The 20,197-nt window shown below is 66.2% G+C and carries 20 protein-coding genes and 1 pseudogene; 13 read left to right on the forward strand and 8 right to left on the reverse strand.

Annotated elements, in window-relative coordinates; all coding sequences use genetic code 11:
- Positions 1-14: 14 nt before the first annotated feature.
- The 5 genes from BKN37_RS08835 (at position 15) to BKN37_RS08855 (ending at position 7,100) form a co-directional block, all read left to right on the forward strand.
- Positions 15-1,628, forward strand: a complete 1,614-nt coding sequence (locus tag BKN37_RS08835; protein ID WP_071024557.1) for a hypothetical protein — start codon at positions 15-17, stop codon at positions 1,626-1,628.
- 322 nt (positions 1,629-1,950) lie between these two features.
- Positions 1,951-3,078: a hypothetical protein gene (locus BKN37_RS08840; RefSeq protein WP_242657157.1), complete on the forward strand. Its 1,128-nt coding sequence runs from the start codon at positions 1,951-1,953 to the stop codon at positions 3,076-3,078.
- A gap of 231 nt (positions 3,079-3,309) precedes the next feature.
- Positions 3,310-4,830, forward strand: coding sequence for a hypothetical protein (locus BKN37_RS08845; protein ID WP_242657159.1), 1,521 nt, complete (start codon positions 3,310-3,312; stop codon positions 4,828-4,830).
- Positions 4,830-5,939, forward strand: coding sequence for a hypothetical protein (locus BKN37_RS08850; RefSeq protein WP_071024561.1), 1,110 nt, complete (start codon positions 4,830-4,832; stop codon positions 5,937-5,939). The genes BKN37_RS08845 and BKN37_RS08850 overlap by 1 nt, the downstream gene beginning before the upstream one ends.
- Positions 5,940-7,100 (forward strand): hypothetical protein, encoded by a 1,161-nt coding sequence (locus BKN37_RS08855; RefSeq protein WP_071024563.1) that lies wholly within the window; start codon positions 5,940-5,942, stop codon positions 7,098-7,100.
- A 10-nt stretch (positions 7,101-7,110) separates the two neighbouring features.
- On the opposite strand, the gene BKN37_RS08860 is transcribed toward BKN37_RS08855, so the two are convergent.
- The gene (locus tag BKN37_RS08860; RefSeq protein ID WP_071024565.1) at positions 7,111-7,407 is read right to left on the reverse strand and encodes a hypothetical protein; all 297 of its coding nucleotides are present in this window, start codon (positions 7,405-7,407) and stop codon (positions 7,111-7,113) included.
- Between the two features lie 17 nt (positions 7,408-7,424).
- Positions 7,425-7,931: a YbaB/EbfC family nucleoid-associated protein gene (locus tag BKN37_RS29105; protein WP_158260399.1), complete on the reverse strand. Its 507-nt coding sequence runs from the start codon at positions 7,929-7,931 to the stop codon at positions 7,425-7,427.
- 47 nt (positions 7,932-7,978) lie between these two features.
- Between BKN37_RS29105 and BKN37_RS29110 the strand changes: the two genes are divergently transcribed.
- Together BKN37_RS29110 and BKN37_RS08875 are read left to right on the forward strand one after the other, a co-directional pair.
- Positions 7,979-8,800, forward strand: coding sequence for a hypothetical protein (locus tag BKN37_RS29110; RefSeq protein ID WP_071024569.1), 822 nt, complete (start codon positions 7,979-7,981; stop codon positions 8,798-8,800).
- Positions 8,797-9,600 carry a hypothetical protein gene (locus tag BKN37_RS08875; RefSeq protein WP_071024571.1) on the forward strand — a complete coding sequence of 268 codons (804 nt, stop codon included), beginning with the start codon at positions 8,797-8,799 and terminating at the stop codon, positions 9,598-9,600. The genes BKN37_RS29110 and BKN37_RS08875 overlap by 4 nt, the downstream gene beginning before the upstream one ends.
- On the opposite strand, the gene BKN37_RS08880 is transcribed toward BKN37_RS08875, so the two are convergent.
- From BKN37_RS08880 to BKN37_RS28830, 3 genes are all read right to left on the reverse strand, one after another.
- Positions 9,597-10,346, reverse strand: coding sequence for an ESX secretion-associated protein EspG (locus BKN37_RS08880; protein ID WP_071024573.1), 750 nt, complete (start codon positions 10,344-10,346; stop codon positions 9,597-9,599). The two genes, BKN37_RS08875 and BKN37_RS08880, sit on opposite strands and share 4 nt — an antisense overlap.
- Before the next feature lie 78 nt (positions 10,347-10,424).
- Positions 10,425-11,879, reverse strand: a complete 1,455-nt coding sequence (locus BKN37_RS08885; RefSeq protein ID WP_131823552.1) for a hypothetical protein — start codon at positions 11,877-11,879, stop codon at positions 10,425-10,427.
- A gap of 21 nt (positions 11,880-11,900) precedes the next feature.
- Entirely contained in the window at positions 11,901-12,284 is a 384-nt protein-coding gene (locus BKN37_RS28830) for a hypothetical protein (RefSeq protein WP_131823553.1), read from the reverse strand.
- A gap of 363 nt (positions 12,285-12,647) precedes the next feature.
- Here BKN37_RS28830 and BKN37_RS08890 point away from each other — a divergent pair, with 363 nt between their 5' ends.
- Together BKN37_RS08890 and BKN37_RS29805 are read left to right on the forward strand one after the other, a co-directional pair.
- Positions 12,648-14,027, forward strand: coding sequence for a hypothetical protein (locus BKN37_RS08890; RefSeq protein ID WP_165618308.1), 1,380 nt, complete (start codon positions 12,648-12,650; stop codon positions 14,025-14,027).
- A 292-nt stretch (positions 14,028-14,319) separates the two neighbouring features.
- Positions 14,320-14,529, forward strand: a pseudogene (locus BKN37_RS29805) (hypothetical protein); the annotation flags it as partial.
- Positions 14,530-14,550: 21 nt separating this feature from the next.
- On the opposite strand, the gene BKN37_RS08900 reads toward BKN37_RS29805, so the two are convergent.
- From BKN37_RS08900 to BKN37_RS08910, 3 genes are read right to left on the reverse strand one after another with little or no spacing between them, the layout of a single operon-like run.
- Entirely contained in the window at positions 14,551-14,877 is a 327-nt protein-coding gene (locus BKN37_RS08900) for a hypothetical protein (protein WP_071024595.1), read from the reverse strand.
- Positions 14,874-16,424, reverse strand: coding sequence for an MBL fold metallo-hydrolase (locus BKN37_RS08905; protein ID WP_071024581.1), 1,551 nt, complete (start codon positions 16,422-16,424; stop codon positions 14,874-14,876). The genes BKN37_RS08900 and BKN37_RS08905 overlap by 4 nt, the downstream gene beginning before the upstream one ends.
- Before the next feature lie 49 nt (positions 16,425-16,473).
- Complete coding sequence (locus tag BKN37_RS08910) at positions 16,474-17,178, reverse strand: phosphotransferase (RefSeq protein ID WP_071024583.1); 705 nt, start codon at positions 17,176-17,178, stop codon at positions 16,474-16,476.
- 60 nt (positions 17,179-17,238) lie between these two features.
- Here BKN37_RS08910 and BKN37_RS08915 point away from each other — a divergent pair, with 60 nt between their 5' ends.
- From BKN37_RS08915 to BKN37_RS08930, 4 genes are all read left to right on the forward strand, one after another.
- Positions 17,239-18,015, forward strand: coding sequence for a lysophospholipid acyltransferase family protein (locus tag BKN37_RS08915; RefSeq protein WP_071024585.1), 777 nt, complete (start codon positions 17,239-17,241; stop codon positions 18,013-18,015).
- 6 nt (positions 18,016-18,021) lie between these two features.
- Positions 18,022-18,771, forward strand: a complete 750-nt coding sequence (locus BKN37_RS08920) for a lysophospholipid acyltransferase family protein (protein ID WP_071024588.1) — start codon at positions 18,022-18,024, stop codon at positions 18,769-18,771.
- A gap of 4 nt (positions 18,772-18,775) precedes the next feature.
- On the forward strand, positions 18,776-19,573 hold the full coding sequence (locus tag BKN37_RS08925; protein WP_071024590.1) for a lysophospholipid acyltransferase family protein: 798 nt from the start codon (positions 18,776-18,778) through the stop codon (positions 19,571-19,573).
- On the forward strand, positions 19,570-20,197 hold a 628-nt coding region (locus BKN37_RS08930), incomplete at its 3' end, for an HAD-IIB family hydrolase (RefSeq protein ID WP_071024592.1). The genes BKN37_RS08925 and BKN37_RS08930, both read left to right, overlap by 4 nt.

Here is a 20,197-nt window from a genome sequence, read left to right on the forward strand (position 1 = left end):
GAATTGAGAGTAACATGGCGCTAGTCGATCCGCGGGACATCGCGCTGATGCGCCGACACAACCTCGAAGAGCAGGAGTTGTCGAAGCAGTTCTTGGCGCTCCATCCCCACCTAGATGTATATGAGGCCGACCCTTGGTCTTATGAGGATAAGAAGGCCGAGAAGGAGTTCTTTGGTGAGGCGCGCGCTCGCTGGCTGCGTGAAGGGCGCGAGCTTGGCGCAAGAATCGATGCCGAGAATGCTGAGAGTGCAGCCGAACTGACGGAGATCGATGTTGTCGGTGCGCCGGGTCAGGAGTTGGTCGCTCGGTACAACGACTGGCGGCAGCGGTGGTCGGACGTAGCTGGAAAGCAGGAATGGCGTCCACCCGAGGTCACCGGGGATAGGTTGTGGTTTTGCGGTGGCTACGCCCGCCCGGACTGGGCCGGATATCTCCTCTACAAGGCACCCGCTGGTTATGTGGTGTCGTGGGTCACGGCCGAACGCCAAGCGATTCCGTCCACGGTGGTCGAGGCGATCTTCTCGCGCAGTGACGACGCGGGCAAATACATAATCGCTCGCATTGGTGATTTTCTGCGGATGAAGACCGGTGTCACACGACTAGCGCAGAGCTGGCAATCGGAGGGCATGGACTCGCGGCTGATCCACGGCGAGGCTTCGGACGAAGTCGTCGGCTACATTGCGCGTTGCAATGGGCTGTCTACCGACGCCGTGAGGCAGTCCGTGCGACGGTTCAGCGTCCGGTCAGATCCGACCGTGCACGCCGATATGGCCCCCACGGGCAAAGAGTTCAGCAGAGTGCTGCTGCTTTCCTACGATGACCTTGACGCACGGTTGAGCGAAGGCATGCTCACCGCCGGACAGGTCGGGCCAGGATACTGGCTGACGGTGCCCGAAACCGAGGAGGAGCCGAAACTTCTCATCCGCTCCACCGACGGAAAGGCGGTGGAAGGGTATGCGGTGTCGTCAAGTCGGTGGGAGCCGATGCCCTATACGGCAACACCCGCGTTAAACGATCCGGCATTGTGGCAACCGGTCGCCGCCGAGGACGTCTCTGATGTACAGGCCCAGCTGCACCTGTTGTGGGATCACAAGCAGCAGGCCGCGTTCGACGCTAAGGCACCCGAGTTGGTCAGTCCGGAACTCACAGAGTCCGCGGTGCGCGACGGCATCGTGTTCTACACCGTCGAGATCCTCAAGCGCATGCCCGACGGTTTGGTGATCGGGTTCCAAGCACCCGGCTTGCCACCCTTGAGTTGTTCGAGCGGGCCGGTGGGCCCGAAAGGCGCATGGAATTTCCAATCAAGGTATTGGGTGTGGGGGTACCCGGAAGGCGCTAACGATCAGATCTTCGATGCGTTCAAGCGTCTCTTCGACGGGTGGGACTGGACCTACCGGTACGAGGAATTTCAGCGTGACGATCGCAGTGTCGACGCGTGGACAGATAAGAACAAGAAGTACGCGTACCACGTTACCGTCAACCGCCAACCCCACGGCGGAGTGTCGATGACGTGGACCTCGCCGTACTACCCCGGCAAATACGCCGACCGGGAAGGCGGTTTGCGAATGCCGTCGGAAATCACCAAAGACGGCATCCGTTCCTGGAAACCCCCGGTGTACAAACGGTGACAAGTTCTTTTGCGTGGTCACACACACCGCGCTGGCGTCTAGGCAACGCTGCAGAATCCGTATCGGTAACCACATTGGCTCTACGCCGGAAGAAATCAATGGATGTCTTGGGTGGCCCAGAATCGAAGAGTCGCTGTATCCGCGAGGATTGTTATGAGCCGGGGCTTATTCCGGTAAAGGTGGTGTGGTGACGACAAGGGTTGTGTCGGTGTGGCGAGCGGATCCGGACAGTGAATTGGGGGTTGCGCCGGATGAGTCGTTGCCGCGGTTGTCGACTCAGGATGCGGTGCGCGTTGCTAACTATCTCGATGGTGGCGCGGTCGTGGCGCGTACCACCGCACGGATCGGCGACCCGTGGTCGGATGACCCGACGGCGCGGGTGCCGTTGACGCAACGCACCGATGGGGTGTGGCGTTGGGATGATGCGGTCAGCTACTTTGTGCGCCACTACAACCTCAGTCCGGGCGCTGAGTTCCTCGCGTATCTGCGTGAACGGGGTTTTTCGGCACCGCCGGTGAGCGCGGCCGAAGCCAGCGCGGTTGCCGACGAGGTGTTCGGCACCCCGAGCGTTCCTTCACCGGATCGGCCGCTGCGGCTAGACGGAACCCAGCTACTCCCCCGCGACTATTACTGCGTGTATCAGGGGCGGGTGTTCCGCTGCTACGACGATGCTCCGCGAATCGACCTGTTGGTGTCGCCGGGGCAGGGGATCCCGAAAGGGTTCGAACCCAAGGACGCCCGTAATGCTTTCGTGCAAACGATCGCTTACAAGACGGTGGCAGCATCCGAGGTCGAGGCGTTCTATCGGGTGATCACTACGTGTCGGTACAAGGGCGCACCGTTTTCGATCGAGCGGATCGATGGCCCACGGTTGCGGGTCAGCATCGGCGGGGGGCGCCGGGTGAAACGCACGGTGCAGGAAGCACCGTCCCCGACATTCAACGAGTGGGGGCATTTCCCGAATGCAGAGGTACTCGGTATGGGTGAAATATTGGCGACGATCGATATCGCGGAGGCTGCACAGGTCACCATGGCGATCGTTCCGTATCACCTGGTGTCGGGCCGTTTGGTGCCGGTGCGTGACCTCAGCGGCGCCGGCTACCCCGCGCCCACCGCCGACGAAATTTTCTACTTCCCCTCACCGGCTGACAGCCCGTATCTGCCGCCCGCCCAGGCCCTGGCCACCATCCGCGACTTTCTGGCCGCGCACGACCCGGCCTACCCGGCCGACGGTCTCACTCCCGAACGGCTGCGCAACGGCTGGCGGCTAACCACCAACCACCCAGTCGACATCCTCTACTGTGTCGCCGACGACGACCAGGTCAGCTCCGCACCTGCTGCGGCGCCGGTATCGAAAGTTAGCAGCCAATTATCCGCCGAATTTCGTCAACGACACCCATTCGTCGACCCACCCCCGCCTCACGACACGGGCACCGACCTTTTCGCCTAAACATCCCAGAACTCATTGCTGCGTTGACGATGTCGAGGCTGTGATCCACACCGGGCCCGCGATATTAGGGCGCCGGCGACGCCGCAAGCCGGGAACTTGCTGCCGTCTGCGCTGACCGGGCGTCGCCCGATTCTTCTGATCGTCGCAGGCTGACCACAGCCATTAGAGTGGCGAAGAACGGCGCCTTACCCAAGCGACGACACACCGACCGAACCAGCAGGAGGTAGCCGCGTGACTGATCCGGGCGGATACGACCCCCTACGGTTCGCCGCCGATGCCCTGGTCGAAGGCGGAATCCCTGGGGTAGGCATCGACGATGCTGCCCCGGATGGGGACCCTCGTCAGTTAGTGGATCAGATGGTGCACAGCCTCGCGCGGGTGGCTCCCGCCGGGTGGACCCGACTGCACGGCGCCTTCAGCATGGCTGGCGGCGAGGAAGTCGCGCAGGTAGTAGCGGAGACTCCTCGCGGTGATGTCGCGGTACCGGTCGAGTCAAGCATCATCGCGCCAATCCGCACCCATCGCCGCGTTACCGTCGGTCCGCAAGGGCCTTGGCTGCGGCTGCTGTTCGATTGCGATAACAGCGGCACGCTGCGCGTGGGGTTCGACTACGGCGACACCGAGTTGCCCGCCGATCAGCTGCTTTCCAGCGACGCGTACTTGCAAGACTTCGAGCAGTACCCCCGCCCAGATGCCCCGCTCTGGTTATTGGCGTACATGGGCAATGAGGGCCAACAGCTGCGCAGCGCCGCCACCGCGCGCAGCAACACGGCGGTTGGAGCCGGGGATGTCCGGATTGCCGACGACGAAATCCCGCCCCTACCGCAACTCTGGGCGCGCATCGCGGTGCTAGCCGCGGTGTGTCGTGGCGGAAACCTGCAGCTGGGGCCGCGATGCGATCCCGCCTTCCAATTCCACGCCGGTGACAACGGCGGCTGTGCCCTGGCCCGCCTGCCCGACAACCGGGCCGTGTTATCCGGCGGGCGCCACGATTCGCGGCTGCTGTCCGCCGCCTATAAGGGCGCCATCGCCTGGCCCGACCTGTATCGGGGCGCCCCGAGTTGGGTGCACAACTTGTATCTGGACCCGCGCGCCGGGCAGGGGCTGTTGTCGTTCTGCTACTGGTGGGATGGCGACCACTGGTATCGGGCCGAGCTCGCGGAGGCCGCTGCCCTCAAGCGAGGCGACTCGCCGTGGCGTCCGGAGGAGGAGATAACGCCGAGTGTCCCTGGCGTGTGGACCGAAGACAGCACGGCCGACCTGGTGGCCGAAGTATTGAAACGCCTAGGTATCGAATTGACGGACCGCAATGCGCGTTCGGCGTTTCGCCTGATTCGCGCTGCCGAAGCGGGCATTGTCTCCGACACTCACCTGAGCCGAATGTTCATCGACGGGATTCCGCAGACCTTCGATGTCGCCGAGGCGCTGGCGCAACTCGACGCCGCCGGTGCACTATTGCCCCCCTACCCTCCGATCGACCAAACGACCGCCCTAAAGCTGGTTGTGGACTATTGCCGGTCGCGTGAGATCAGCACCCACGGCTATCCCCTTGATCAGCTGGTTGCGACCCGCATTCCCGGTGGTTGGCAGGTCTTCGTCCCGGTGCCCGCCGATGAGGTGGCGGTCGATCGGATGGTGTTCCTGGTTGCCGATGACCGCGTGGTGGAACAAGCCTCGTCGATCAACCCCGACGACCTGCAGTACACGTTCGCGTCCCGGTTCGCCCGGAGGGTCCGCGGACAGGAGCAGTGATGCGGCGGCCATGGGGCGACATCAACCAGATCGAATGGCTGTGGGCGCAGCTGCGGGCCGGATTTCGTGACGGCCTGCGGCAGCCGGTGCCGGTGGTCGACCTGGCGGGCTGTGAGAACGGGTGGGTGTCGCGCCGACGGTGGTTTACCTGGCGCCAAGCCAATGCGGTCAGTGCCTTTGGAGTGCTCTTCATCCGCGACATCGTCGCCGCGTTGGCTGCGGAGGACATCGCAGCGGCCGAACCCTGGTTGACGCAGTCGACGGGAACCATGCAGTGCGGCGGTCAACACCGTTTCCTGTCATCCACCGGCGCAATGAACGGTGCGTACTTGACCAGCCGGGTCGCCGTGCCACGCGGCGCAGTCGACTCGTCGGATTTCTACCGTCGTATCCTGCCGAAGGTGTGTCAGCCGTACCCGGTCTACGAGTTGCACCCGGTCTGGCGTGGCCGTTATCAGGCCGGCCCATATGGGTCGCGTATTTCGGTCCAGCTCCCGGGACGCCAACACGCGCCCAACCGTGACAGTGCCACCGTTGACATCGTCATGACGAGCCCCACCTATTACCACCGCTTCTACGACACTGACTGGCCGGGCACGGTTGGAGGGCGGCGCTGGCCGCTGGATCCGGCCGCCGAGCGCGTACCGATTGTTTACGATGCGCAACCCCGCAAACGTCCTTACCGCCGCGACGAGGTGCCGGACGCGGCCGAACGGACGCTGGCCGGGGTCAAGGAGTGGGGCGACTACCTCGGCTTTCGGGTCGGGCCGGCCACCGCGGAATGGCGGATCGGTTGGGATCGGCACGGGCACCCGACACCACCCGACTACGAGACCTACGTCGTGGCGGCCCCGGTGACGTTGACCGCCACACCCGAACAGCTGTGGGAACGCGCCCAGCTTTATTCCAACATCAGGGTGGTTACGGGAGAACGCCCAGCTGTCCCCGAGGGGCACGTGCGCGATGCGCTGATGAGTGTGGGAATCCATGATGGGCTACGGGCCCGTATCACCGACCCCAATGCCGATCGTCGGTTCGAACTCACGATCAACAGCGACTCGTTCCCTGTGGGCAGGAGGACCCGGATGAGTCGAGTCAGGGGTGGGTAGGTGACGAACCAGGGCCAGGATCCGCGGGTCTTGGTGGAGCAGGTGGTGCGGGCGCTGACCCAAGAGGCTCCGGCAGGGTGGAACAAGCTGCGGGGCGTGTTCAGCATGGCCGGTGGTGAAGAAATTACGCGGGCCGTCGCACTGACAGCGGAACAGACGTTTTCGATCCCGATTCAGTCCAGGATTGTCGAGCCGATCCGCCTGCACCGCCAAATCACCGCCGTCGGGCCTGACGGTCCATGGCTGCGGTTGCTGTTCGAATACGACAGCGCCGGTGGCCTGCGGGTCGGATTCGACTACGGCGGTGCTGAACTCCCCGCCGATCAGCTGCTGTCCGGCGAGGCCTACCGCCGCGACATTGAACGGTACCCGCGCCCGAATGTCCCGCTATGGCTGTTGGCCCACATGGCCAACGACGGCAGGCAGCTGCGCAGCGCCGCCGACGCGCGCATTACCGCGGCCGCCGGCGTCGACGTACTGGTCGCAGACAACGACTTACCGCCGCTGTCGTTGCTGTGGGCTCGGATCGCGGTGCTCGCCGCGGTGTCTCGCGGATCCGACGCATCGGTGGGATCGCGCACCGACCCGTCGTTCCAGGAATATATCGGTGACACCGGGGGCTGCATCCTGGCCCGCCTGCCCGGCGACCGCGGCGTATTCTCCGGTGGACGCGACAACTCTCGTCTGCTTTCGGCAGCCTACCGAGGCCTGATTGGGTGGCCCGACCTGTACCGAGGTGCGCCCAGCTGGCTGCACAACCTGTACTTGCACCCGCGCGCAGCGGCCGGTCGGCTGTCCTTCTGTTACTGGTGGGACGACGGGCACTGGTACCGGGCCGAACTGCCCGAGGCTGGCGTGCTGGCAAGCGAAGACCCACCCTGGAACCGCACGGAGGAACTCGCCGGCGGTGCGCCGGGGGTGCGGACCACGGCCAGCACGGCCGAACTGGTGGCGAAGACCCTGGAGCATATCGTCAGGCCCGACGAACGTAACAGCGCCTCGGTGCTGCGCCTCATCGAGGCTGCCGAGGCGGGGACCGCGTCGGAGCAGAACCTAGCCGAGCTGTTCGTCAGCGGCGTGCCGGCGGCCTTCGACATGGCCGAAGCGCTCGCGCAATTGGATGCCGCCGATGTTTTGCTGCGAACCTATCCGCACCGGTGATCCGTCGGGTTTACTCGCCGCTCGCCGGGCTCTCCCCGCTTTGCCCCAGGTCCTCTTGCGTCCATTTAGCGCGCCAGCGATCCAGGATGGCGTTGGCGGCGTCTTCGGAGATCTTTTCGTGGTCGATGTCGGTCGTTCCGCGTCGGTAGTAACGCGCCAGATATTCGGACCGATGCCATTTCATGTCGCGGTGGAACGCTTCGTCGACGGGCGGGTCGGTGTGGGTGCGGCGAACCATTCCAGAGGGATTATCCGCGGTGCGGCCACCACCGAGCAGAGCGTAGTAGGTGACGCGTGGTTCGGTCATGGTCAACGTCTTTCGGCTCAGTGGTCAAAGATCCTCACCCGCCATTCCCCGGTGTCATCGTCGCCGGGGCGGGCCGGGGAATCTGTGTCGGGGTGCCGTTCGGGCGAGTCGGGTGGTGACAGCGGCACTTTCTGCTGCAGCTCCTCGAATACGTCGAGGTGGGCAATGGAGTCCTGGGCGAACATCGGCTCGAGCGCGACCTTCCTCTGCAGCTCGGCGCTAAAAGTCTCGGTTCTTCGCTGCATGATCGCCGCCGCGGCCTGGGCGGCCTCAAGCATCGATGCTGCCACCTGAGTGTTGGTCGACTCGGCAAACAATTCCTCGTCGATCTGCACCTGCACGGGCACGCCCTGCGCGTTCACCCACACTCGGACCAGTTTGTCGCGTGAGCGAGCGTCAGCGGTTTGGAGCACGAACTGCTGGTTCGCTGCGGTGATCTCCTCGACGACCGTTTCCAGAGCCCTCAGTTCAGCCCTGGTGTCGAAATCGGTTTCCCCGTCGAAGAGCTCGTCGAACACTCCCACGGCCACCATTCTGGCAGATAAACCCGAGTGCCGGTTAATCTGGCCGGATGCTGCCGGATGGGGCTGGGCTGGGTGACCGGGAGTTGGTTGAGGACGCGGTTGCCCTGTTGGTACGCGGGTTGCCGGCGGGTTGGGCGCGGTTCCACGCCGTGATCGCCCCGCCGGTGGCCGAGGCGTCGGTGACGACCGTCGACGGACAGTCTCAGCCGGCAGCGGTGCCGGCGCAGGTGCTCGCGATATTGACCGAACACCAGCACCGGGCGGTCGCCAACGGGGCGCCATGGCAGCGGCTGGTCATCGATTGTGACGCTGACGGACTGCTGTCGGCCTACCCGGAGTCTGATCCGCCGGTGGCACCGCCCGTCCGGCGCCGCTGGGTGTCGTGGATGTTAGCGGCGCTGACCGCGGGTTTGTTGGCGGCGGCCGGGGTGGTGTTCGCGGTGGGCTGGCAGTGGGGGCCGCCGCCGCGGGTCGGGATGACCGCGTTGCCGTCGCCGCCGCCGCGGCAGCGGGAAGCCTTCGAGGTGGTCAACAAGTGGTTCGATGCGGAGAACCGGGCGGACGTGGCGGCGATGCGCGCGGTCGCTTGTGCCGATCCGTCGCCTGCGGTGCTGATGTGGATTGAATCGATCGGCCTCGTCGGGCAGGACGAAGGTTTTGTCTACCCGGATGCGGTCATCGGTTTCCACGACGGGGGCGCCAACGTGCGGGTGAAAACGGCGGTGCGCATCCGTCCGGTCAGCGAGAGCCAGAAACAATTGGTTGAAGCGGCGCAGAAGCACGGCGGGTTTTTCACCGACGAACTAACGCTGGCCGACGAGGGCGGTGCGTTGAAGGTGTGCGACATCGCGGGGGCGGTACTGAAATGACCGGCGCCAACAACGATGACCGGTCGTTGATCGAGGACGCGATGCGGTTGATCCTCGCCGGGGCGCCGGCCGGGTGGAGCCGGGTGCGAGCGGAGCTGGTCGCATCGGCGTCACCGGTGTCGGCGCGAGCCTGGGCGATGGCCGAGTCCGGCCCGGTCTCGGTCGCGCCGCCGGTCGAGGCCGTGGAGTTGTTCACCGAATATGCCCGGCGCGCGGCCGCGGCGGGGGCAACGTGGCGGCAGCTGACCGTCGAGGTCGACGACTCCGGCGCGTTGATGCTGCACACCGACGACGCAGCGGAGCCCGCGGTTCCCGCCGCGCTGGGTGCGCGGGCCAGCAGGCCGCGCCGGGTAGCGGCGTGGTTGTGGGCAGTGGCAGTCGCCGCGGCGGCTGCGGTGTTGACCGTGGCGATCGTCGGGCGTGACCGCGGGGACGGGCCGACGCTACGCGCGATGACCGCCAGCGAATCGATGTCGAACGGCCAGGCCCGCGCGGTCGCCGAGAGCACGGTGCTGGCGTGGACTAGGGAACGCGACGCCGGGCACCTCGCGAACCTGAAGGCTTTGACGTGGCCGGACGTCCCGGGCCAGGTGGGCAAGGATATCCGGGCGCTCGAAGACCATGGCCAATTGGACCCGGATCGGGTGGTTGCGTTCGGCGGGTTCATCAGGGAACGGTCGTTGTGGGGGCTCAACACCCATTTCGCCGACAACCGAGGAATGCTTTTCTTGCTGGAGATACGCGAGGGCGAGTTGCGGGTAGCTGGGATCGGTTCCGCGCCTGTGCCCCGTGGTCCTTAGGCGCGCCATGGCCGACCCGGCTGGTGCGCGCTGCGGGCCTCGCGAATCGCGGCGACGTCTTCGGCAATGAGCTGGTCGACTCGCGCCATCAGCTCGCGGGCGGTCGCCGGTGTCAGGTGAGTGAAACCGGGAGCATAGATGTAGTCACCGTCGTCATCGATCCGCACCCAGACAACGGCTTTTTTCTGGCGATCAAACCCCCAGTTCCGGGCGGGCTGCCAGCGACTTTGCACCCGGCCGAACCTCGCGATCTGCGTCTGAGACACCACCACCCCGTCGTGGACGGGCTCCCGCCCGGCAAGGATACTGACCGGGCCGGTGACGTCGCGGCGGGGCGCCGCTGGGGCGAGTTCGGGGATCAGGATTTTCGCGTGTTTGCCGGGTTTGGTCAGTCCAACCGAGCCGGCGATCGCAGCCCCCAGCCCTTGGGGCGGCACCGCATAGATTTTGACCGTGTCTTCGTCGGGTTGTTGTATCGCCAGGTAGCCGACCTCACCGCAGCGGTGCGCGACCAGCCGGCCCCCCGGTTCGCTAACAGCGCCGATGGCGCATTCCACCCGAAGATCAGCGCCGACGTAACTGGAAAACCATTTCTTGAGCTCGCCCAAGTCGCCATGGTTGACTCGGTCGAGCAGATCATTCGCATACTTGGTGTATCCGTCCAGGCCGGTGAACGGCGACGGCCGGATGTGGGCGAACGGATGGGGGATGAAATCGCGCCCATAAGACTCGCTGATCGCCTCCACCCCGAGTACCTCGACCTGAGCGACGTGTTTCAGCGTGACTCGTACAACGTGGTCGGGCTTACTAGGCTCCGCCACGGCTTAGGTTGACTTGGTCGGGATGGGCGGCGGCTTGGGTTCTTCCCCGACGACGGGCAATACAGCGCCGCCCTCCTCGACGACATCGTATTTTGCATGGCGCAGCGCCTTGCTCACCTTGTGTTCCTTCCCGGCCGCCCCGCCGCCGCGGGCCCCGGCGGGGGCACCCGCTCCCGATGCGCCACTGCCGCCGTTGCTGAGGCTCGCCCGTGAGGCCGGTGTGGCCGCGCCCGCCTTGCTGGCCGATACCGTCTGCGCCGACGGCTTAGCGGTCGGCACGCCGCGGGTCCCGGTACCGGCACCGCCGCCACCGCTACGCGCGCCGGACCCGGCCCCGGTCCTGCCCGCACCGTTGAGGCTGTTGGAACCTAGGTTCAGCGCGCCTTCGGGTAGGCTGCCCGCGCCGTTCTTACCGTTGAGTAGCTTGCCCGCCGCATCCTGGGCGGCCTTGCCGAGACCTTGACCGGCTTGGCCAGCGCTGTTGGCAGCCTTGCCGGCGGCATCGCCAGCACTCTGGGCGGCCTTCCCGGCACCATCGAGTGCGCTGGCCGGGTTGCCGCCCTGACCCCGCCCTGCGGTCGGATCGGTTCCACCCAGCAGACCTTCGGGTGTCCCCAGGCCGCCCGCATTCATGTCTCCGGGGAGACCGCCCGGCGATCCGGCCTGCGGGGTGCTGCTGGTGGGGCCGGGTCCGGACGGGTCCGAAGGCACGCTGGCCGAGTCCACCGGCAGCCAGGGATGGTTATTCGCGACGAACTCGACGGGTGGATTATAGTTGTTCTTGACGAATGATGTCGCGAGGTTGTTCAGCCACCCAAAGTCTTCCGGTTTGCGGCCGGGATCTTCCACCCACGCACTGAGTTCGGGCGGCTTCGTGAAGAAATCTTTGGTAATCGTCATATCGCGGGAGAACAGGTCGACGATATGGTGCATGCGCCAGGCCCCGGCGGCGGTGAAGGTAAGGCTATTAATCAGGGTCTTGGCCTGCTCTTGGATGGCGGACGCGGTCTGACCCTTGATCGCAACGCTGTCGACTAGTGATTGCAACTTCTTAATCGCATCGTTTACGCTTTTAGATGCGTCGGACCAATAAATCGTATTGTTCTTTGCAACATCATCTTCTGCGCCTTTAATATCGTTGTGGCCTACGAGATACTCTGTAACGTGCGCTAAATTTACGCCCCGAGTGCATCTGCGTTGATCCGCATCGACACCATGGTTGTTGAGATCGTTGACCTCGTTGCGTATTCTTGACAATTCGCCCGTAGGGCCTGTAGGGCCTTTATCAACATTAACAGCCTCCTCGCCATACGTCGTATGCGTTGTGCCAGCCGGGGCTGGAACATGGCGTGGATCCGGGTTCGCCCCGGTCGGATCTGCCGGCCCGTAGCCCGCGGCATCATTCCCCGTGGCGGGGTCGACCGGGACCCCCCATTCATCAAGATGCTTCGGCGGCACGGCTCACTTCCAACACTCCATCTAGGATTCGCCCTTCTTCAAGAGTTCATCCAAAGACTTCTCTAATAGGTGTTTGAGGTTTTCGACTGCCGTACCGTTACTGCGGAGATTTTGGCGTATGACTTCAGCCGATTCGTCGAGATGTCTCGCGGTCGCGTTGGCGGATTCGAACGACGCGCCCACGGTTCCCATAGTGATGCGGCACTGGTTCGCTTTGCTAAGCGCAGCCTGGAGAGATTCTCTAGCCTCGTCAGCGTATCCCTGCCACTCACCGATAGCGCTTCGGGCCACCGCAACGACATTCCCTACCTTCGCTTCGGCGGCCAGCTCCGCAGCGGAGGTTGCCTGGATTTGGGCACCGGCCGCGTTGACCTGCTCAACGGACGGCGGCTCGTTACCACCCATGCCAGCACTCCCTCCCGTTCATGTCCACCGCCGCGAGCCCGCGGACGAACCAAGGCGAATGACAGACCCTGCCATTCTGGCCAAGCCCAGGTGGACAGCTCTGGCCTAGCTTAAACCATCCCCGCGCGGTGGGATCGCACAAAGTCGACCACTCGTTCGTCACCCGTGGTCCTTAGCTGGGTCGCCCTGACGTGCGGCTGGCTAGGCTGGGCGGGTCGGTTGGATCTGTGAGGAGCGGGTGTGTCGGGTTCGGGGTTGCCGTCGGGGGGGTTTCGTTGGGTGGAGCCGGTTGGCGGGCCGCCGGGGCCACCGTCGGGTCCGCGGCGGTCGCGACAGTGGTGGTGGGTTGGCGCGGTGCTGCTTGTGGTGGTGCTGCTGGTGGTGGCTGGTGGTGTGGTCGCGGTGCGGTGGTGGCATCCGGGTGGCCGTGACGACGCCCACGGTGGGGCGGGTAAGGCGTCGGTGCCGCAGGAGGCGCCGATGGGCACGCCCAAGGACAGGTTGATCGGGTTTCCGTTGGATCGCCAGCCGGTGCCTACCTGGCAGGTGCCGGTCGCCGACCTCGGACTGCCCCGGGTGGGTGATTTCTTCGCCGGGATCGGAGAGAAGGCGTTTTTCGTAACCCTCAGCGACGATGAGAACGGGTGGGTGTATGGGCTGAACACCAGGACCGGGAAGTTGCTATTTCCGCCGGTCGAGCTCCCCGGGTATTACTTTGGCGACTGTTCCACCAACGGCCCGTCGGTGGCGGTGTGCGTGACCGCTACTTGCAAAGAAGGGCCGGCCTATGACTTCTGTAGGGGGCGGGAGCGGGTGTTTGTGATCGACTTGGAGCGAGGCAAGGTGACGTTCACCGGGGAGCCCCAGGTACAGGCGGTGGGCAGCCTTGAGTCATATCACCCGGGCAGGCCCACCCTGCTCCGCATCGGCAATCATCTAGTTGCCACCCTGAAGGGCAAAGGTGTCTACGGGGTGGGCTCGCAGGGCGAGCCGACCTGGTTCGTGCCCGGCAGCGGGGACGTGTACCAGGTCAACGCTGACGATCCCGATGACATCGCGCCGTTGACGGTGGCGGTGCAGAGCTCTGAACCCGAAAACGGTCAACCTCTTCGGGTGTTTTCAGTGGATGGCCGGGATTTGACGCCGAAGCCGCAGTCGGGGTTCGAACCGGTCCGCGCGCAGCCCTATGTCGGCGGGTTTGCGGTCCAGTTCGACAAGGATCCTGCTCACAGGTGGGTGGGGTTGTTTGACGCCGATGGCAAACAGGTAGCCAAGTTGGACGGCGCCATTGAGGCGGAGGACAATGTGGCGATGCCGACTGTTTTGGCGAACGGGCTACAGATCTACACCGCGGCCGGCAAGTTCGTGGTCGGGTTGTCGACGCCGCTGGCTGATGGCTACCGGATGATCGGTACCAAGCTTTACACCTTCACCGTGCCAGATCATTGGCAGTCGTGGGATTTGTTCACCGGCGAGCCCGGCCCTGTCTGCGACATGGATCTGCGCGGTGTGCCTTACGTGGGTTCTGACGGTGCCACCATCATCTGGCGGCATCATGAGTCGAGTTCCTACGACGCATATGAAGCCGTCGACCCGGCGACGTGTCAAACCCGGTGGACGATGCCCGTCGACACCGGGCCCTCCTCCTACGTAGAGCTGCAGAAAGCGGGCACCAGCCTGCTGCAAATCACCAATTCGCACCACCCCGGAGGGGCGATCGCCGGACTGCGCGCCCCCGACTGAGCGGGTCGGCGCGGGTTATGCTGCGGTGAAAGCTGTAGAACTGGCCCTCGCTGGTGGCGGTGAGCACCCGACGGTCGTGGCTTACGGTCACCCCGACCGGGAAGCCGGTAGCTTTGAGCAGCAGATGGCTGTTGACGGCGCGGCGAGCCCGTCGGTGATGCTCCAATCAGTTCGTGTCCTCAGCCGGGTCGCCCTGACGAGCGCTACGCTGGGGCGCCACCCGCAACGGGGAGAGGCCGTCGTGCAGTTCGAAGACACCTAATTCTCCAAGCGGGACCGCTACTCGCTCGGCATCGAATCCACCTCCGGACGGTATTTCGCGTCGATACCGGTCAGCAGCGGTGTCGTCGACTACGAGGAATACTACGAAATCACGTCTGCGCAGTATCAGGAGTTCCTCGGTAACGCCGACGCCGCAGTCGAATTCGTCGAAGCCTGCCGCCGCCGCGAGCATGATCAATTGCTTATGGACAAGCCGGGCGGCAACCGCCGCACGCCGGTGCAAAGGCTTGCCAGCGTCGGGCTACTCCCCCAGCAACTCCTCGAGCAGCGCGACAAACTCCTCGGGACGCTCCGGGGTGAACGCCGGGCTCGGCCAGGTGCCCGGCACCTGCAACGTGATCAGGGTGTCCTTGAGGGGCCGGCGGATGTCCAGCGGCAGCCAGCGCCGCAGATCCGAGCTGCCCCAAATCCGGAACCGGTGCGCAAACACCCCCAGCGATTCGGTCTTGTAACCGCGGATGGCACTGAGTGGGATGACCTTCGACGTGCCGGACGGAAAGTGATAGCGCCGCAACGTGATCGCCTGCTGGTCCAGCTGGACCAGGCCGTCGTCGTAGTGCGCGGTCACGGCCGCGAACACCGCAATTCGTGGCCGCGCGCGGTCAGGCACCGCCCAGTTTTCAGGTCCCACTGCCAACCGTGCTGATTGCAGGTCAGCGTGGTTCCTTCCACCACACCGAATTTCGACAGGTCGGCCTTCATGTGCGGGCAGCGGCGCTGGACTTCCCAGCCGTCCAACGTGACCGAGCTGGAATCGTCGTGGGTTTCGGCGAACCAGCCGTCGGCGTAGACGATTCGCTCATCGGTGAGGCATTTGAAGAACGTGTACAGGTATTCGTTGTAGCCGCCGACCCGCCAGGCGGTGAACCGGGTGGACAAGAAGATGGTGTTGACCCAGTCCGGTTCCGCATCGCGCAGCACGGTGCGCACCAATTCCGGGGCGATCGCGAACCCGTACCGGAATTTCTCGTCCGGGATCGGTTCCCGCACCGTGCGTTTGGGAAAGTCCAGCACGACGGTCTCGGCGCCGAGCACCAGCTGCACCGGATAGCCCACCCCGTCGCAGATCTCGTCGGATTGCGCCATGATCGGCTCGAACCGGGCCCGCAACGGCTCCAGCAACGGCTCCCCCGCCGCCGGCGCCCAGGACGCCTTCTCCGCGGCCAGCACCGGCGCCATCCGCTCGGCGTACGCGGCGATGTAGTCCGCCTTGCCGGTGGTGAAGATGGCCTCCACATCCGCGGTGGGCAGCGGGTGGGTCAGCGACTCCAGTTGGGAACCGGCGAATTCGGCCACCGAGCCGGGCATCATCAGCAGGCCCCGGTCGTGGCCGTGGGCGCGGAGCTGCTCCAAAAACACCATCTGGTCGGGGAAGATGTTGGCCGGGTCGCCGTGGTCGTCGTTGAGGTCGCGCAGCTCGGGGTCCAGGAAGCACGGTGGGCCGGCCGACGGGATCACCCAGGTCGCCCCGACCTGGGTGACGTATTGGCGGGCCCGGTCCATCTGGCGCTGCCGTTTTTGGGTGCCGAACGTCTCCTTGGCGCGCGCGGGCATGTCGTAGACCATCGGGTACCAGATGGCGCCGGAGTACTGCAGCATGTGCACGTCGACCCGGCCGAACTCGGCGGCGACCACATCCAGGTCGACCGGCCGGGAGTCGTTCATGTTGAACGCGACGGTCTGGCCGTCGTCGACGATCAGCCCGGAGTCGCCGATCGGACCGTCGGCCGGGGCCCGCAGCGCGATGATCATCACGTCCAGCTCCCCCTTGGGGCCGCTGACGCGGTGCTTGACCGAGTCGGTGGTCTCGAAGAATCGGTGAAAGCCCAGCTTCTCCAGCTCACCGCGCAGGTCGGGCACCGGATAGTCCGGCAGCAGCACCACCGCGTCCTTGTTGACGTGGGCGGCCAGGTGCCGCGGGTCGAAGTGGTCGCGGTGCAGATGCGAGATGTACAGGTAGTCGCAGTCGCCCAGCGCATCCCAGTCCAGGGTGCTGTTGTCCGGGAACGGGAACCACGACGCGAAGTAGGCCGGGTTGACCCACGGGTCGCACAGGATGCTGCCGGCGCGGGTGTCGATCCGGAAGCCGGCGTGGCCGACGCTGGTGACCTGCACTAATGCCTCTCAGGGACGTGGATGTACCGCCCCGAGCTTAGCGGGACGATCAATCCCCGGCGTTCCACAGCCGCCGGTAGTAGCCGATGCGCACCGGGTCGGGCTCCACCCCGTAGGCGGTGAAGAAGTCGTCCTGCCACTGCCCGGGATAGTTCCAGCCCAGCGACAGCGTCGCCACCGCCAGGTCGGCCCACCGGTCGGCCACCCCGAGCTCACCCAGGTCGACGTGCCCGCAGCAGCGACCATCCTCGTCGAGCAGGGTGTTGGGGGCGCAGGCGTCGCCGTGGCAGACCACCAGTTGCTGGATCGGCGGCGGATCCTCCAGGCCGGCCCGGCGCGGTGGAGCCAGCTGGGCCAACCGGGCCGGCACCGACCAGTCGAACGGGCAGTCGTCGACCGGCAGCCCGTCGTGCAGGGCGCGCAGGCCGGCACCCAGCGCGCGCACCGCCTGCCGCGGCCGCGCCAGCCAGCGCGGGTGCACGGCCGACACCCCGGGCAGCCCGGCGGTGTGCAGCCAACCGTCGCCCACCCCGAGCACCGGCGGCACCGGCCGGTACCGGCCCGCCCAGCGCAGCCGTTCGGCCTCGGCGCTCAGGTCCGCACTCGACACCTTCACAAACTCGCGGGCGTCGCGGTCGCCGACCCGAAACGTCACTCCCCCGAGCTCGTTGACCCACACCGCGCGCACCGGCCTACCGGCCGCGATGCGCACCACCACGTCGGGCACCGGCGGCGGCGTGGCGGGAGCGGTCACAAGCACCTCTTCTGTCCAGCGGTTTCCGGCCCGCGCGGCGGCGCATTAGTCTGAACTCTTGTGGAACCGGTATACGGGACGATCATCCAATGCGCGCGGCTGGCCTGGCGTTTGCAGGGGTTGAAGTTCACGGTCACCGGAGTGGAGAACCTGCCCAAGACCGGCGGGGCCGTCATCGCGATCAACCACACCAGCTACTTCGACTTCACCTTCGCCGGCTTGCCGGCCTACAAGCAGGGTCTGGGCCGCAAGGTGCGGTTCATGGCCAAACAAGAGGTGTTCAATCACGGCATCGCCGGCCCGATCATGCGCGGCTGCCGCCACATCCCGGTGGACCGCAACAACGGCGCCGCGTCGTTCGAGACCGCCTGCGAGTACCTCAAGGCCGGCGAGCTGGTCGGCGTCTACCCCGAGGCCACGATCAGCCGCAGCTTTGAGCTCAAGGAGTTCAAGGGCGGCGCGGCCCGGATGGCGATCGCGACCGGCGTGCCGATCGTGCCGCACATCGTCTGGGGCGCGCAGCGGATCTGGACCAAGGATCACCCCAAGAAGCTGTATCGCCCCAAGGTGCCGATCTCGATCGCGGTCGGCGAACCGATCGAACCCACGCTGCCCCGAGCGGAGCTCAGCTCGCTGCTGCACGCCCGGATGCAGCATCTGCTGGAGCGGGTCCAAGACGACTACGGTCCGCATCCGGCCGGCGCCTTCTGGGTGCCCCACCGGCTCGGCGGCGGCGCCCCGACGCTGGCGGAGGCGGCCCGGATGGACGCCGAGGAGGCCGCGGCCCGGGCTGCCCGTGCCGTCCACCGGCCCAACCCGGCGGGTGCCGCGGAGTAATGGTCCATGGAACCGGTCTTTCGCGCCCTGGAAATCGCGGCTAAGACGCTGGTCAAAACCTCCGGCACCACCATCACCTACTCCGGGCTGGACCACATCCCACCGGCCGGTGGCGCGGTGATCGCGATCAACCACACCAGCTACATCGACTTTCTGCCGGCCGCGTTGGCCGTGCATCGGCGCGGACGCCGGATGCGCTTCATGATCAAAGCCGAGATGCAGCAGGTGCGCTCGGTCAATTTCCTGATCAAGCACACCAAAACCATTCCGGTGGACCGCCGGGCCGGCGCCGGCGCCTACGCGGCGGCCGTCGAACAGCTGCGCGCCGGCGAGGTGATCGGGGTGTACCCGGAGTCGACGATCAGCCGCAGCTTCGAGCTCAAGGACTTCAAATCCGGCGCGGCCCGGATGGCGCTGGAGGCTCAGGTCCCGATCGTCCCGCTGATCGTCTGGGGCGCCCAACGGATCTGGACCAAGGACCACCCCCGCACCAGCTTGTTCCGCAACAAGATCCCGATCAGCGTGGCGGTCGGTCCCGCGGTGCCCCCGGCCGGCGACGTCGAACAGCTGGGTGCCGCGCTGCGCGAGGAGATGAGCTCGGTGCTCGACCGGGTCCAGCGCGACTATCCGCACCCCGCCGGGGCGCACTGGGTGCCGCGGCGGTTGGGCGGCAGCGCCCCCACCCTGGCCGAGGCCAAGAGACTCGACGAGGCCGAACTGGCCGAGCGCGCCGCGCGGGCCGGACAGCAAAGGTAGAGGTATGGCAGAACCCGTAATGCGTGCGCTGGAGATCGTGGTGCCGCCGATCGTCGCGGCCAACGGAACCACGATCACCTACCACGGTCTGGAGAACATCCCCGAGCGCGGCGGCGCACTGATCGCCGTCAACCACACCGGCTATGTGGACTGGCTGCCCGCGTCGCTGGCCGCGCTGCACCGCCGGCGGCGGCTGCGGTTCATGATCAAGGCCGAGATGCAGGAAGTACCGCCGGTCAACTTCGTGATCCGGCACATCGGGCTGATCCCGGTGGACCGCCGGGCCGGGGCCGACTCCTATGCCGTTGCGGTGCAACGCCTCAAGGAGGGCGAGCTGGTCGGGGTGCACCCCGAGGCCACCATCAGCCGCAGTTTCGAACTCAAGGAGTTCAAGACCGGCACCGCCCGGATGGCCCGGGCGGCCGACGTGCCGATCATCCCGTGCATCGTGTGGGGCGCGCACCGCATCTGGACCAAGGACCACCCGAAATCGCTGTGGCGGAACAAAATCCCGATCGTGGCGAAGTTCGGCGAACCGATGCGCGCCGACGACACCGTGGAGCGGACCACCGCCGCGCTGCACGACACGATGACCACCATGCTGCACCGAACCCAGGAGGAGTATCCGCACCCGGCCGGGGCGTTTTGGGTGCCGCGCCGCCTCGGCGGCGGCGCCCCCACCATGGCCGAGGCGCTGGCGATGCGGGAGGCCGAACTCGCCGAACGCGCCCGCCGGCGCGCCGAGGGCCTCGCCCCCGAGCCGGCGCGCGGTCGGTGGCGCCGACGAACAGCGTCTCGATGACGTTGCCGGCGCTGATCGCCAGCGACGTGGACGGCACCCTGCTCGACGACGATGAGTCGATCAGCCCCCGCACCCGCGCCGCCGTCCACGCCGCCGTCGCCGGCGGTGCCCAGTTCCTGTTGGCCACTGGGCGCCCGCCACGCTGGATCCGCCCGGTCGTCGACGCGCTGGGGTTCGCGCCGATGGCGGTGTGCGCCAACGGGGCCGTCATCTATGACCCGGCGACCGATCGGGTGGTTTCGGCGCGCACGCTGTCCGCCGAGGTGTTGGGCGAGCTGGCGGAGATCGCCGGCCGGGTGATCCCGGGCGCCGGGCTGGCCGTCGAGCGGATCGGCGAGAGCGCCCACGACGCGGCCACCCCGCAGTTCGTCAGCTCACCGGGCTACGAGCACGCCTGGCTCAACCCGGACAACACCGAGGTATCGGTCGACGACCTGCTGTCCGCGCCGGCGATCAAGCTGCTGATCCGCAAGGCCGGCGCCACCAGCGCCGAGATGGCGGCCGCGCTGGCCGGGCACGTCGGAGGCGCCGGCGACATCACCTACTCCACCAACAACGGGCTGATCGAGCGCGTGCCCGGCTCGTCTGCGCGTCGGGCGGCGGGGGGGGCGGGGGCGGGGGGGG

It is taken from the genome of Mycobacterium talmoniae (assembly GCF_001854525.1).
In the GTDB taxonomy this organism is placed as follows: domain Bacteria; phylum Actinomycetota; class Actinomycetes; order Mycobacteriales; family Mycobacteriaceae; genus Mycobacterium; species Mycobacterium talmoniae.